Source organism: Aeromicrobium sp. P2_G6, from assembly GCF_056403535.1.
This window is the reverse complement of the sequence record NZ_JBFUFH010000008.1, coordinates 202,848-216,570: the sequence shown is the minus strand read 5'-3', so window position 1 is coordinate 216,570 and position 13,723 is coordinate 202,848. Positions and strand designations below refer to the sequence as shown.

General features: G+C 69.9%; 12 protein-coding genes. 2 read left to right on the top strand and 10 right to left on the bottom strand.

The genetic code is table 11. The features are described 5' to 3' along the window. Positions 1-125: 125 nt before the first annotated feature. Together AC1DVU_RS21600 and AC1DVU_RS21595 are read right to left on the bottom strand one after the other, a co-directional pair. The gene (locus AC1DVU_RS21600; RefSeq protein WP_476924520.1) at positions 126-755 is read right to left on the bottom strand and encodes a LysE family translocator; all 630 of its coding nucleotides are present in this window, start codon (positions 753-755) and stop codon (positions 126-128) included. Continuing rightward, on the bottom strand, positions 752-1,444 hold the full coding sequence (locus tag AC1DVU_RS21595) for a demethylmenaquinone methyltransferase (RefSeq protein ID WP_476924519.1): 693 nt from the start codon (positions 1,442-1,444) through the stop codon (positions 752-754). Before AC1DVU_RS21595 ends, AC1DVU_RS21600 begins: the two co-directional genes overlap by 4 nt. Positions 1,445-1,477: 33 nt before the next feature. Between AC1DVU_RS21595 and AC1DVU_RS21590 the strand changes: the two genes are divergently transcribed. Further along, positions 1,478-2,734 carry an isochorismate synthase gene (locus AC1DVU_RS21590; protein ID WP_476924518.1) on the top strand — a complete coding sequence of 419 codons (1,257 nt, stop codon included), beginning with the start codon at positions 1,478-1,480 and terminating at the stop codon, positions 2,732-2,734. On the opposite strand, the gene AC1DVU_RS21585 is transcribed toward AC1DVU_RS21590, so the two are convergent. After that, complete coding sequence (locus AC1DVU_RS21585; RefSeq protein ID WP_476924517.1) at positions 2,731-3,504, bottom strand: helix-turn-helix domain-containing protein; 774 nt, start codon at positions 3,502-3,504, stop codon at positions 2,731-2,733. The two genes, AC1DVU_RS21590 and AC1DVU_RS21585, sit on opposite strands and share 4 nt — an antisense overlap. Positions 3,505-3,590: 86 nt before the next feature. Between AC1DVU_RS21585 and AC1DVU_RS21580 the strand changes: the two genes are divergently transcribed. Further along, positions 3,591-4,004 (top strand): hypothetical protein, encoded by a 414-nt coding sequence (locus AC1DVU_RS21580; protein WP_476924516.1) that lies wholly within the window; start codon positions 3,591-3,593, stop codon positions 4,002-4,004. Positions 4,005-4,044: 40 nt separating this feature from the next. Here the strand turns inward: AC1DVU_RS21580 and AC1DVU_RS21575 are convergent, their stop codons facing one another. The 7 genes from AC1DVU_RS21575 to AC1DVU_RS21545 form a co-directional block, all read right to left on the bottom strand. Beyond that, complete coding sequence (locus AC1DVU_RS21575) at positions 4,045-4,803, bottom strand: SGNH/GDSL hydrolase family protein (protein ID WP_476924515.1); 759 nt, start codon at positions 4,801-4,803, stop codon at positions 4,045-4,047. Between the two features lie 28 nt (positions 4,804-4,831). Continuing rightward, positions 4,832-7,717, bottom strand: coding sequence for a helix-turn-helix transcriptional regulator (locus tag AC1DVU_RS21570; RefSeq protein WP_476924514.1), 2,886 nt, complete (start codon positions 7,715-7,717; stop codon positions 4,832-4,834). Between the two features lie 41 nt (positions 7,718-7,758). Beyond that, positions 7,759-7,950 (bottom strand): hypothetical protein, encoded by a 192-nt coding sequence (locus tag AC1DVU_RS21565; RefSeq protein WP_476924513.1) that lies wholly within the window; start codon positions 7,948-7,950, stop codon positions 7,759-7,761. A gap of 76 nt (positions 7,951-8,026) precedes the next feature. After that, positions 8,027-9,541 carry an aldehyde dehydrogenase family protein gene (locus AC1DVU_RS21560; RefSeq protein WP_476924512.1) on the bottom strand — a complete coding sequence of 505 codons (1,515 nt, stop codon included), beginning with the start codon at positions 9,539-9,541 and terminating at the stop codon, positions 8,027-8,029. After that, positions 9,538-11,121: a GMC family oxidoreductase gene (locus AC1DVU_RS21555; RefSeq protein ID WP_476924511.1), complete on the bottom strand. Its 1,584-nt coding sequence runs from the start codon at positions 11,119-11,121 to the stop codon at positions 9,538-9,540. Before AC1DVU_RS21555 ends, AC1DVU_RS21560 begins: the two co-directional genes overlap by 4 nt. A 67-nt stretch (positions 11,122-11,188) precedes the next feature. After that, the gene (gene menD / locus AC1DVU_RS21550) at positions 11,189-12,754 is read right to left on the bottom strand and encodes a 2-succinyl-5-enolpyruvyl-6-hydroxy-3-cyclohexene-1-carboxylate synthase (RefSeq protein ID WP_476924510.1); all 1,566 of its coding nucleotides are present in this window, start codon (positions 12,752-12,754) and stop codon (positions 11,189-11,191) included. Further along, positions 12,751-13,695 (bottom strand): o-succinylbenzoate synthase, encoded by a 945-nt coding sequence (locus AC1DVU_RS21545; protein WP_476924509.1) that lies wholly within the window; start codon positions 13,693-13,695, stop codon positions 12,751-12,753. Before AC1DVU_RS21545 ends, menD begins: the two co-directional genes overlap by 4 nt. Between the last annotated feature and the right edge of the window lie 28 nt (positions 13,696-13,723).

The window sequence follows — 13,723 nt, the reverse complement described above, 5'->3', positions numbered from 1 at the left end:
CGACAGAGCAAGAGCTGTGTATGTTCGTGCGCTTGTGAATTGCTTCACAACGTGATCACGGTCTCACGATACGCCCGTCCCCCGGTGGTTGTAACTGAGGTCACACTAACCTGCACGTTCAGGCGTCAGCGGTGGGCCGTGGCCAGGCGAATACCGAGCCCCACGAGCACCGTGCCGGTGATGCGGTCGACGACCCGGGTGAACCCGGCGCCGCTGAAGAGGCGCCTCGCCCGACCTGCCAGCACGATGACCGCGGTGAACCAGACCATCGCGATCAGGTCGTGCACGAGCGCGAGGATCAGGCCCATCGCGAGGTGTGAGACGCCCACGGCCATGAACTGCGGGATCGTCGCGAGGTAGAAGACCCCGACCTTGGGATTGAGCAGGTTGGTCATGAGGCCGCGGCGCCACGAGCTCCACCGCGACCGGGGCTCCTCAGACATGGCGACGACGAGTCCGTGCGCCGAGCGGCTGCTCCAGATCATCGAGACGCCGAGCCACACCATGTAGGCAGCGCCGGCGACCTTGAGCACCGTGAACGCCAGCTCCGACGCCGCCAGCACTGCCGATGCACCGACCGCGGCGGCCACGCCCCACGCCAGCGCCCCGGAGCTCACGCCCAACGCCGTGGCGTACGCGTGACCGCGACCTCGGCTGAGCGCCGACCGCAGGACGATGACGGTGTCGAGCCCCGGGATGATCGTGATCAGGATCGCGACGCCGGCGAAGGACAGGATCGCGGTCTGCAGCGTCATGGCCGGAACGAGTGGTGCAATGCGACGATGCCGCCGGAGAGGTTGTGCCAGTCGACCTTGCCCCAGCCGGCCTCGACCATGCGCAGCGCGAGACCCTTCTGGTCCGGCCATTCACGGATCGACTCGGCGAGGTAGACGTACGACTCGGGGTTGGACGAGACCTTGCGGGCGATCGTCGGCAGCGCCCGCATGAGGTAGTTGCTGTAGATCGCGTCGAACGGTCCCCACGTCGGCGTGCTGAACTCGCACACCACGATGCGGCCGCCCGGCTTGGTGACCCGGAGCAGCTCGCGCAGGCCGGAGATCGGGTCGACGATGTTGCGCAGGCCGAATGAGATCGTCACGGCGTCGAACGTCTCGTCTGCGAACGGCAGCAGCATCCCGTCACCTGCGGTGAAGGCCAGGGCGGGTCGCTCACGCTTGCCGACCTCGAGCATGCCGATCGAGAAGTCGCACGGCACGACCGTGGCGCCCGCGTCGGCGAACGGCTGGCTCGACGTGCCGGTGCCGGCGGCGAGGTCGAGGATCGTCTCGCCGGGCTGCGGATCGACCAGCTCGACGACGCGTTTGCGCCAGCGACGGTCCTGCCCGAGCGACAGCACGTCGTTGGTCAGGTCGTACTTCTCGGCGACTCCGTCGAACATCTTCGCGACGTCGTGGGGTTCCTTGTCCAGACCGGCTCGGCTCACCTCTCCACCCTGCCACGGGTAGGCTCATGGACTGTGAGCAACCCTGCTGTCGATGCGGCGACGGCACCACTCCTGGTCCGCTCCTCGCCGCTCGACGACCCCGGTCCCCTGCTCGCGCTGCTCCCCGCGACCGATGCCCTCGCGTGGGTCCACGGGGGTGATGGCCTCGTCGGCTGGGGTCGCGCCGCCGAGTTCTCCACCGCCGGGCCCGAGCGATTCACCGATGCGTCGGAGTGGTGGCGGGAGCTGTCGTCGCACGCCGTCGTACGCGATGACGTCGACGTGCCCGGTTCCGGCCTCGTGGCGTTCGGCTCGTTCACGTTCACCGATGACGCCGAGGGCAGCACGCTCGTGGTCCCCGAGGTCGTCGTCGGTCGCCGTGACGGGATGGCCTGGATCACGGTCATCGGGCTCGGCATCAGCGCCGCACCTGACCTTGCTGCCTCGATGCCGGCAGATCCGGTCGGCACGACGTTCGCCGACGGCCCGGTCGACAGCGTGACGTGGCAGGGCCTGGTCGGCGAGGCAGTGCGGCGGATCGAGCAGGGCGGTCTCGACAAGGTCGTCCTCGCGCGCGACCTGGTCGCCACCCTCGACGAGCCCCTCGACGTACGAGCGCCGCTGACCCGGCTCGCTGCGGACTACCCCAGCTGCTGGACGTTCCATGTCGACGGATTCTTCGGGTCGACGCCAGAGATGCTCGTACGCCTCGAGCGCGGGCTCGTCACGTCGCGGGTGCTCGCCGGCACCATCAGGCGTACCGGGGACGACGCGCACGACCTCGCGCTCGCCGGCTCCCTCGCCCGGTCCAGCAAGGATCTCGAGGAGCACGAGTACGCGGTTCGGTCGGTGGCCGAGGCGCTCGCCCCGCACTGCACGAGCATGAACGTGCCCGAGACACCATTCGTGCTGCACCTGCCCAACGTCATGCACCTGGCGACCGACGTCACCGGCGTCATCCGCGACGACGCCAGCGCTCTCAGCCTGGCCGCGTCGCTGCACCCATCGGCCGCGGTGGGCGGCACCCCGACCGACGCGGCGGTGAGCCTGATCGCTGAGATCGAGCTGCTCGACCGCGGCCGCTACGCGGGGCCGGTCGGCTGGATCGGCGCGTCCGGCGACGGCGAGTGGGGCATCGGCCTGCGGTCGGCGCAGATCGATGGCGACGGGTCGGTCGTACGCCTGTTCGCCGGCTGCGGCATCGTCGCGGACTCGGTGCCGGCCGACGAGCTCGCGGAGTCGAACGCCAAGCTCATACCGGTGCGCGACGCGTTGACGCCCCGGGACTAGCCCTGGAGGGCCCTCGAGGTCGCGTCGTCGGCGGGCAGGAACGCCTCGATGCTGAGCTCGGCGGCGGTCAGGTCCAGCGCCGTGCCGAACGTCGTCACGGTGCTGATGAACGACAGCGGCCCGTCCGGTGAGTCGAGCACCATCGACACCGCGACGCCCCCGTCGTCGACGCCGGGCTGCAGCCCGACCGGATAGTCGAGGAGCTCTTCGTGCAGCGTGCGGAGCAGCTCCGAGCCGCTCGCGGCGCCCTCACGGGCCAATCGGCCGAGCACATGGAATCGCCACTCGGCGAGGTTGAGGATTCGTGGCGCAAGGCCTTCGGGATGCAGGCTGATGCGCAAGGCGTTCGGCGACTCCAGGAGGTGGGGCGCGACGTCCTGGAGGAGTGGAGCGACCCCCGCGTTCGCCATGACCATGTTCCAGCCGCGGTCGACGACCAGGCACGGGTAGGGCTCGTACGCCGTGAGGACCCGGTCGAGGCCTGCGCGGATCGCGGCGAGATCCGGATCGTCGAGCGGGCGCTCGGGGAACGCCGGTGCGAACCCGGCGGCGATGAGCAGCTGGTTCTGCTCCCGCTTCGGCACCTCGAGGGTCGCGGCGAGCTGCAGCACCATGGCCCGGCTCGGACGGGATCGGCCGGTCTCGACGAAGCTCAGGTGGCGGGACGAGATGCCGGCCTCGATCGACAGGTCGAGCTGGCTGTAGTGGCGGCGCTGTCGCCAGTCACGCAGCAGGGCGCCGACGGGCGAGGTCGTGGCGGTCGTCGTCATGTCGCCACTCTTCCGGATCGGCCGGCGCAGGGCCATGACCTCACAGGTAATTGCGACGCCTACCTCGGCTGCCCAGACTCAGCGGCATGAACTCAACCACTGCAGACACCACCACTGCCACCACGGGCCCGGTCTCGCTCAAGACCGCGCTCCTGCTCGATGCCGCCGTGACCGGAGCGAACGGACTCGCGTACCTCGCTGGCGCCGCACTCCTCGACTCACTGCTCGGGCCGTCGCCAATGCATTTCGTCGCCATCGGGGCGTTCCTCATGGTGTGCGCGGTGATCCTCGCGGTCACCGGCACGCGTCAGCCGATCCCTCGGGGCTGGGCGACGTTCGCTGCCGAGGTCAACGTCGCCTGGGCAGTCGGCTCGGTCGCCGCGGTCGTGCTCGGCTGGCTCGACCTCACGACGACCGGCGAGGTCTGGACGATCCTGCAGGCCGGCATCGTCGCGGTCTTCGCGGCGCTGCAGCTCACGGCCCTGCGCCGTACGCGCTGATCTCTCCCCTGAGCGGTGACTTGGCGCTACGCGGTTCCGGTCACCGCTCGACGGGGGTGAGGGTCGGCCAGCGGGGGCTGAGGTTGTCGCCGGACGAGACGCCGGTGAGGCGTCGCTTGACCCACGGCGCAGCGTGGGCCTTGGCCCACTCGAGATGGGCGGCTCGTCGCTCCTTCGCGGTGGGCAGCGGCAGGCGCGGCAGCTCGGGCATCGTCAGGTCATGCTTGACCCCGAGGGCATCCAGCACCGCGATCGCCATGCGCTGGTGACCCAGGCTCGACATGTGCATGCGGTCGACGTCCCACAGCCGATCGTCGCGGTAGTCGCGGAGGCGCCAGAAGTCGACCAGCGTCGCTCCGTGCTTGTCGGCCACCTGCCGGACGAGCTCGTTGTAGATCGCGAACCGTCCGCGCAGCGCCCCGAACACGGGCGAGCCACCCGGGTCGTACGCCGTGAACATCAGCAGGTGCGCCCCGGCATCCACGACCCGGCCGAGCGCCTGGTCGTACGCCGCCACGAGCCGGTCGACGTCGATCCGCGGGCGCAGCACGTCGTTGGCACCGGCGTAGATGCTGACCAGGTCCGGCTTCATCTCGAGCGCAGGGTCGATCTGCTCGGCGAGGATCGGCAGCAGCTGGCGCCCCCGGATCGCGAGGTTGGCGTACGCGAAGTCGTCGCCGGCGAGCACCTCGGCGACACGGTCCGCCCAGCCGCGTACGCCGTTGGGCAGCGACGCGTCGTTGTCGCCGACGCCTTCGGTGAACGAGTCGCCGAGCGCGACGTATCGATGGAATGGCACGGCGTCAGGCTACCGACTCACGCCGGCGTCACTCGTCGAGGAGTCCGCGGCGGCGTGCGATCGCCGCGGCCTCGGTGCGGCCCGAGGCGCCCAGCTTGGCGAGGATGTTGGAGACGTGCACCGACACCGTCTTGGTGCTGATGAACAGCCGGGACGCGATCTCGCCGTTGCTGCGGCCGGCACTGACCTGCTCGAGGACCTCCCGCTCACGCGGCGTCAGCTCGACGTCGGACTTGGCCGGACGGCGCGTGAGCCCGTTGATCTCGGTGAGCAGCGGTCTGGCACCGAGCCGTTCGGCGGTCGCCCGTGCCTCGCCGAGCAGCTGCTTGCCCTCGGCCTCGCTGCCGCTCGTGAGCAGCACCGCCGCCAGCCGGGTCGCCGACCTGGCGGTCTCGTACGGGTCATCGATGCCGATGAACGCCTCACGTGCGCGGCGCCAGAGGTCGGTCAGCTCGTCGACCGAGGGTACGTCGACCCCGCACAACCACCGCAGTCTCGCGTGCTCAGCGTGCACCCGGATCTGCCAGGCCACGCCTTCAGGACCCAGCGGGACCGTCGCCGCCGCAGCACGATCGGCGAAGTCGGCCAGCTCGGCGGCTTGTTCGAGCAGCCCGCCCAGGTCAGCGCGGTCGAGCGAAGGGACGGCCGCGGCGTACTGGCCGATCAGGAGTGCGATCAGCCGGATGCTGCCCGGGAACAGCGGCTCGTCCCAGGCCCGGAACTCCAGCTCGACGAGGTCGTCGAACGCCCGGCGGGCGGCGGCCAGGTCTCCTGCGATGCCATGGAGCTCGATCAGGCCCGAGGTCGCATGCACAGAGGCCGCGATCTCGTGACGCCACAACGAGCGCATCGTGAGGGTGCGCTCGACCTCCTCGACATTGCCCCGGCCGGCATGGACCATGAGGGCGACCGCAGCGAGCGATGCTTCGGGAATCGACGGCGCATCGGGACCGACACCGCGCAACGCGAGGGCTTCGTCCCACCGGCCGCGCATGTAGCAGATGAGGGCGGAGAAGAAGCGCCCGTCGAAGCCGTAGGGACCCCACGCCCAACCCGTCTCGGCAGCGCGAATCATGCCCTGTCGGAACGCGTCCTCGGCCTCGTCCAGCTCACCGGCGTTGTAGTGGACGAACGCGAGCTGGTGCAGCCCACGCAGCTCGCCGAGCACATGACCGTCTGCTCGCGAGACCTCGACGAGCTCGAGGAAGCCGCGCTTGGCCTTCTCGGGGTCGTTGCCGGTGCGGACCATGACCCGTGTCAGCGTGGCCTTGGCGTCGGCGATGACGTCGGCTGCACCGATCTGCTCGGCGATCGCGAGCGCTCGCTCGCCCCACTCGATCGCTTCGTCATGGCGGTTGCGGTTGGACGCCATGCGTGATCGCAGCGCTGCGACCTCGGCGCGCAGCTCGGTGGGCTCGTCGGGCACGATCTTGGTCGCCTCGAGGCTGGCCTGCTCGGCCTCGTTGTCGAGGTTCGCGTAGTAGGCCGTGTCGCCGATCGCGACGAGCAGCCGCCCACGAGCCTCCGCCGGCGCATCTGCCGGCAGCTGGGCCAGGTGGTCGCGGAGCAGCTCGACGGCGCGCAGGAGGCGGCCCGACGTGACGAGCGCCGAGGACGCGTCGATCACGAGCTTGACCAGGTCGAGGTCGTCGGGCGCGAAATCGACCAGGGTCAAGGCCTGCTCGTAGTGCTGGGCAGCCTCGTCATAGCCCGACAACCGCTGGGCCTCCTCGGCTGCTTGGACGTTGGCCAGGAACGCCGTCTCACGCTGCCCCGCGCCGAGGGCATGCAGCGCGATATCCGCGGCTGCGCCTCGGCGACTGCCCGACGTGAGCGCATCGAGGTAAGCCGCGTGGATGCGCCGTCGTTCGCCGGGCAGCAGGTCGTCGCGCACGGCCTCGGCCAGGAGGGCGTGACGGAACCAGTAGGAGTCGTTGCCGACACGGGTCAGGACCTTGTGGTCGATCGCCGAGCGAAGCGCCTCGTCGAGCTCGTCCTCTGCGAGGCCGACGACCCGGGTCAGGACGGAGTAGTCGTACCGGGCATCGGAGCACGCCGCCGTACGGACGAGCCGGCGGGCGTTGTCGTCGAGCCGCTCGAGGCGCATCAGCAGCAGGTCCGCGAGGGTCTCGGGCAGCGCGCCGTCAACGTTGGCGAGGCCGGCGTCGAGCAGCTCCTCGGCGAAGAAGGCGTTGCCGGCTGCACGGCGTACGACCGCGAGCAGGCTCTCGCCGTCGAGCGCGTCGGCGCCGTGGGCCCGGATCAGGTCGACGACATCGGTGTCGTCGAGCGGCTCGAGCTCGATGCGGCGCACGCCCGGGAGCCGGACCCACTCGGACAAGGCCTGGCGCAGCGGGTGGCGTCGGTGGAGATCGTCGGCGCGATAGCTCACGACGACGTGGACCGGGCCATGGAAACCGTGGGACAGCACGAAGCGGATGAGGTGCCGGGTCGAGGCGTCGGCCCAGTGGGCGTCCTCGATCACCAGGAGCAGGGGTTGGTCACCCGCGAGCGAGTCGAGTCCGGCGACGACCGAAGCGAACAGCTCTGCGCGCTCGACACCATCTCCAGGCGCGGGCGAGGGCCAGGGCAGCAGAGGCCCGAGGGCGGGGAAACGCGCAGCCAGCTCGTCGCGCTCGACGTCGCCGAGGGAGGCGAACGCCTCGGAGAACGGCTGATAGGGCGGTGCGCTGTCGCCGAGGTCGAGGCAGTGCCCGGCCAGCACCCGATGGCCGGCGGTGCGCGCGCGGGCACCGAGCTCGCGCAACAGGCGAGTCTTGCCGATGCCGGCGTCGCCGCCGATCAGCACGACGTCGCGAGCATCGGGCCGGGTCACGCCGGCAGCCTCGAGCAGCTGCTCGAGCTCGCGGACACGTCCGATCAGGGGTGTCGCGGGTGTCCGATCGTTGGCCATGTCCTCAATCATGTCGGACTCGGCTGACAACGGGACGACCGTCATACGTGTGCCGTCCGCCCCACCGTCATGCTGACGAGGCGCACGACCAGGCCCCGACGGTGCTGGCGGGCGCGCCGGGGCTCGAAGCCCGTACGGTCGCGCTGGTGGCGCGAGAGCTCGGACAGCGCCATCGCCGCCGCGTGGTGACGGCTGACCTCGAGGGGAACGAACTGCTCTGGAGAAAGGATCATGAGTCCAGAGTCGTCGGGTGAGGTAGACCCCCACATCGGACGAGTTACCTAGATCTGGCGAGCAGGTACCTCAGATTCAGCGCAGGGTCTTCTTGCCTCCGTGCATCACGGTGATGAGCTTGGCGGCCCTGTTGTCGGTCTTGGCATCCCGCGCGAACGACGTCAGCATCATGAGCGGCTTCATGCGCTGGCGGGTGATCGCCTTGGCGTACGTGAACTCCTTGAGCCCGTCGGGACCGTGGATGCGGCCGAAGCCGGACTGCCCGACACCGCCGAACGGCAGGCCCGGGACGGCGGCGAACGCGATGACCGAGTTGACCGACGTCATGCCGGACCGGACACGGCGGGCGATGTCGACGCCGTGCTTCTTGGAGAACACCGCGCCGGCGAGGCCGTACGACGTCGCGTTGGTCAGCTCGATCGCCTCGTCCATGCTCTTGACCGGGTTGATCGCGAGGGTGGGTCCGAAGGTCTCCTCGGTGATCTCGGTGGAGTCCTCGGGCACGTGCGTCAGGATCGTCGGCTGCACGAAGCGCTCACCGACTGCGTCGGCGCCGCCCATGACCACCGTGGCGCCCTTCGCGATCGCGTCGTCGATGTGGCTCTTGATGATGCCGATCTGCGACGGCATCGTGATGGGGCCCAGCTTGGCGCCCGGGTCGTCGCCGGCACGCAGGTCCTTGGCCTGCTCGGTGATCTCGCTGACGAACGCGTCGAAGACCTTCTCGTGGACGTACACGCGCTCGGTGCCGATGCAGGTCTGGCCGGCGTTGGACATGCCGCCCCACAGCGCGGCCTCGGCCGCCTTCGTGATGTCGGCGTCCTCGTCGACGATCAGCGAGTCCTTGCCGCCGGCCTCGATCAGGACCGGCGTGAGGTTCTCGGCGCACGCGGCCATGACCTTCTTGCCGGTGGGACCCGATCCCGTGAACGCCAGCTTGTTGATGTCCGAGGTGCACAGGGCGGCGCCGGTCTCGCCCAGGCCCGTCACGACCTGGAGGACTGGACGACCATGCACGACCTCGGTGAAGGTGTCGGCGAGCCACTGACCGACACCCGGCGTGTACTCGCTGGGCTTGAAGACCACTGGGTTGCCCGCAGCGAGGGCGTACGCGATGGAGCCCATCGGGGTGAAGACCGGATAGTTCCACGGCCCGATGACGCCGACGACGCCGAGCGGGTGGTACTCGACGGATGCGGCCTGGTTGGCCATCAGCAAGCCCGACGCGACCTTCTGCGGACCGAGGACCTTCTTGGCGTGCTTGGCGGCCCACGCGATGTGGTCGATCGCGATGATGATCTCGAGCTGGGCATCGCCGTGCGGCTTGCCGGTCTCGCGGTGTGACAGCTCGGCGAGCTGCGCGATGCGGCGCGTGATGACGCTGCGCCAGGTCAGCAGGTAGTCGCCGCGCTCCTTGAAGCTCAGGCCGCCCCACCACTCGGCCGCCTCACGGGCGCGAGCCACAGCCGCGTCGACCTCGGCCTTGCCCTCGATGGGATGGGTGCCGACGACGTCGCCGTTCGCGGGGTTGAGCGAGTCGAACGTCGGCGTGGTGCCGCTCTCGACGGTGGGTTCGAGCGTTGCGGTCATCGGGACTCCTTGATGAGGTCGGCGGCCTTCTCGCCAACCATGATGGCGGGTGCGTTGGTGTTGCCGCGAGGTACGCGCGGCATGACGGAGGCGTCGGCGACCCGCAGGCCCTCGACGCCGTGGACCTTGAGCTCCGGATCGACGACGCTGCCCTCGATCGTGCCCATCGCGCAGGTCGCGACCGGGTGATAGACGGTCTGGCCGAGCCGGCCGATCGTGGCGATGAAGTCGTCCGTCGTGGGGCTGAGCGTCGCTGGCTCCCACGGCTGGGCGATGTACTTGGCGAGCGGGCCCTGCGTGACGACCTCGAACAGCCGGCGGAAGCCAGCCAGCATCGCGTCCAGGTCGGCGCCGTCGTCGTAGTAGTTCGGCTCGATCTCGGGGTGCCACGTCGGGTCGGCCGAGCGCAGCTTGATGTGGCCCTTGCTCTCGACGCGTACGAGGGTCGAGGCGACCGTCAGCCCACGGCGTACGGGCTCATGCAGGCCGTTGTCGTAGAACCCGGCCGGCAGCATGTGGAACTGCAGGTCGGGTGCCGTCAGGTCGTCGCGGGACGTGAAGAAGGCGCCGGCCTCGGCGACGTTGGAGCTCAGCGGGCCACGCCCGGCCTTCTGCGCCTTGACCACGTTGGCCAGCGTGAGGAACTCGGCGAGGTCCGTCGTGTCCTTGGTGTAGAACAGCGCGCCGGAGATGGGGTGGTCCTGCATGTTCTGGCCCACGCCCGGGAGGTCGACACGTACGTCGATGCCGTGCTCGCGCAGGTGCGCACCGGGGCCGATGCCGGACAGCATCAACATCTGGGGGCTGGCGATCGCGCCGGCGGACAGCACGATCTCGGCCCTGGCCTTCGCCGTGTGGGTGACGCCGCCCCGCCGGTACGTCACGCCGGTCGCGCGCGTGCCCTCGAGCTCGATCCGGGCGACGAACGCCTCGGTCAGCACCGTGAGGTTCGGCCGCTTGTTGGCGGGGTGGATGTAGGCGTCCGCGACCGACCAACGGCGACCCTTCTTGCAGGTCACCTGGTAGAGCCCGGCGCCCTGCTGCTCCGCGCCGTTGAAGTCGTCATTGCGCTTGAGACCAGCCGAGACGGCCGACTCGACGAACGCGTGACTGAGCTCGTGGGTGTAGCGACGGTCCTCGACGTGCAGGGGGCCGTCGGTGCCGTGGAACTCGTCGTGCAGCCGAGTGTTGCCCTCGGCCTTCGTGAAGTAGGGCAGGACGTCGTCATAGCCCCAGCCGGTTGCGCCATACGCGTCGCGCCACTCGTCGTAGTCCTCGCGGTTGCCGCGGATGTAGATCATCGCGTTCATCGACGAACACCCGCCGAGCGCCTTCATGCGCGGCCAGTCGGCTCGCCGACCGCCGAGCTGCTTCTGCGGAGTCGTCTGGTAACCCCAGTCCCACTTGGTCTTGAACAGCGCCGAGAAGCCTGCCGGCAGGTGGATCATGTCGTCGTCATCGTCCGGCCCCGCCTCGAGGAGCAGCACCGAAACGGACGGGTCTTCGCTCAAGCGCGCGGCGACGACGCCGCCCGCACTGCCCGATCCGATGACGATGTAGTCGTAGCTCTCGTCGCCCATGACTCCCTTTCAGCGGCCGTGACGGTGCACACAACCTACTGCGGGTATGTCAATGACACAACCACTGTCAGGGTTGGAGAACCGTCCTGACAGCAGCGCCGATCCGGGCCATCAGGTCACGGCGGCCGGCGCGGTCGACCGGCACCTCGAGGACGCGGATTCCGGTCACGTCCTCCTCGAGCGCGGCGGCGAGATCGGTGGGTTCGACGCGGCGATGGGCGACCCCGTACGCCTGGCAGAGCGCCGCGATGTCGGCGCCCGTCGGTGTGGCATAGACCCGCTCGAACGTCGCGGCATACTCCGGCGCGCCCTGCTCGAGCGTCGAGAAGATGCTGCCGCCGTCGTCGTTGGCGACGACGATCGTGAGGTCAGGTCGGGGCTCGCCAGGACCGATCAGCAGGCCGTTGCTGCCGTGCAGGAACGTGAGGTCGCCGACGTAGGCAATCGAGCGGCTGGACGTACGGGCGAGGGCCGCGCCGATCGCGCTGGAGAGCACGCCGTCGATGCCGGCCAGCCCTCGGTTGGCGATGATGAGCCGACGCTGCCCGACGGTGTAGGGGCGGGCCACCAGGTCCAGGTCGCGGATGGGGCTCGACGAGCCGACGAACAGCAGGCCGTCGGGCGGAACGGCGGCGTTGATCGTGCGGGCGACGTCGTAGGGCGTGGTGCCGTCGAGCAAGTCGTCGATGGCTGCGGTGGCCTTGGCGTCAGCAGCCTTCCAGTCGTCGAGCCAACCCGGATCTCCCGCGCCAGTGTGTTCGACCGCCTGGGCGAATCGGACGTTGTCGCCAGCCGGGGCCGGGAACGTCTTCTGGGTGCCGACGTGCACGATCTCGATGTCGGTGCGGGACAGCAGCTGCGTAACCGGGCGCGAGAGGGTGGCGTGGCCGAAGCTGACGACCCGCTCGATCTGATCGGCGAGCGGCGAGTGGGCCAGCAGCATCCGGTATGCCACGAGGGCCTCGCCGTTGCGCGACCCCGAGCTCGGCTCGGCGAGCAACGGCCAGCCGGCGTCGCGGGCCAGGATGCGGGCGGGCTGCTTCGCATCGTCGCCGGCGACGGCGACCGTGCGCGGACCAGTTTCGAGGATGAGGGCTTGAGGCTCTTGCCACGCGCGACCCAGCGACCCAGTCACGGGGAAGTCCCACTCGATCGGCTCAATCAGTGGCTCGTCCAGCTCGAGGTTGAGGTGCGCTGGGCCGCCGTAGATCTGGTTGACCCGTTCGATGAACGGGATGCCCGGAAAGATCTCGCACTGATCAGTGGTCTGGTTGGCTCCGGTGCCGCGCAGCCGTGAGGGGCGGTCCGCAGTGACCGCGAGCAACTGGACACCGGCGTGCTTGGCCTCGAGCATCGCCGGATGGAGATTGGCGACGGCCGTGCCGGAGGTAGTGATGACCGGCACGAGACGACGGGATGCCTTCGCCAAGCCCAGTGCGAGGAACCCGGCCTCCCGCTCGTCGACACGCACGTGCAGGCGGATCAGCCCTTGCTCGTTGGCCGCGGCGAACGCCAGGGCGAGCGGGCCCGACCGGGAGCCCGGCGCGAGTACGGCGTCGGTGACCTTCCACCCCAAGAGGGTGTTGACGAGCCGGCGGGCAACTCCGACGGCGTGCTGCTTGTCGTCCGTCATGCCAGCACCGCGCGTACGGCCGACAGCCGAGCCTGCCAGCGGGCATCGGTCTCACCATCGGCGGCGACCGCGTCGTACGCCGTGGGTTCGAGCACCTGGCGGCCGACGGGAAGGAATCCGCCCACGGCCCTCAGCGGCTCGGCGACGACATCGCCGGCGAGCAGGGACGTGGTGGCGAGGCCGCAGGCGTACGGCAGCTCGGGCAGTGCACCCGCGAGGGCGAGACCGGCGGCGAGGCCGATCGAGGTCTCGACGGCACTGGACACCACGACCGGCAGTCCGATCTGCTCGGCGATCCGCAGGCACGCGTGGACGCCACCGAGCGGCGCGACCTTGAGCACTGCGATGTCGGCGGCCTCGAGCTCGACGACACGGAACGGATCGTCGGCCCGGCGGATCGACTCGTCGGCGGCTATCGGGACACCGACCTTGCGGCGTACGACGGCGAGGTCCTCGACGGAGGCGCAGGGCTGCTCGACGTACTCCAGGCCGTGTGCGGCGATGTTGAGGGCAGCGATCGCGCTGACCGCCTCGTCGACGGACCAGCCGCCGTTGGCGTCGATGCGGACCTTGCCCTGCGGCCCGATCGCGTCGCGCACGGCCTCGACGCGCTCGACGTCCTCGGCGAGGGACTGGCCACGCTCGGCGACCTTGACCTTGGCAGTGCCGCAGCCGCTGCTGCGGACGATGCTCGCTGCCTGCTCGGGCCCGACCGCCGGGACGGTGCAGTTGACCGCGACCTGCGAGCGTACGGGTGCGGGCCACTCACGCTCGGCCGAGTCGAGGGCCGCGGCGAGCCAGGGCGCGCTCTCACGGGCGTCGTAGTCAAGGAACGGGCTGAACTCGGCCCAGCCCGCGGGCCCCTCGACGAGCATCCCCTCGCGCCGGTCGATGCCGCGGAACCGCGTGGGCATCGCGATGGCGTACGTACGGAACTGCACGAGTGGCAACTTACCGCCCTGTCCGTAC

Excerpts from the sequence above, each read along its gene's own strand:
- AC1DVU_RS21565 (WP_476924513.1), bottom strand. The coding sequence starts at position 7,950 with ATGATCCTTTCTCCAGAGCAGTTCGTTCCCCTCGAGGTCAGCCGTCAC.
- AC1DVU_RS21560 (WP_476924512.1), bottom strand. The coding sequence starts at position 9,541 with ATGACCGCAACGCTCGAACCCACCGTCGAGAGCGGCACCACGCCGACG.
- AC1DVU_RS21580 (WP_476924516.1), top strand. The coding sequence starts at position 3,591 with ATGAACTCAACCACTGCAGACACCACCACTGCCACCACGGGCCCGGTC.
- AC1DVU_RS21555 (WP_476924511.1), bottom strand. The coding sequence starts at position 11,121 with ATGGGCGACGAGAGCTACGACTACATCGTCATCGGATCGGGCAGTGCG.
- AC1DVU_RS21600 (WP_476924520.1), bottom strand. The coding sequence starts at position 755 with ATGACGCTGCAGACCGCGATCCTGTCCTTCGCCGGCGTCGCGATCCTG.
- menD (WP_476924510.1), bottom strand. The coding sequence starts at position 12,754 with ATGACGGACGACAAGCAGCACGCCGTCGGAGTTGCCCGCCGGCTCGTC.
- AC1DVU_RS21570 (WP_476924514.1), bottom strand. The coding sequence starts at position 7,717 with ATGGCCAACGATCGGACACCCGCGACACCCCTGATCGGACGTGTCCGC.
- AC1DVU_RS21585 (WP_476924517.1), bottom strand. The coding sequence starts at position 3,504 with ATGACGACGACCGCCACGACCTCGCCCGTCGGCGCCCTGCTGCGTGAC.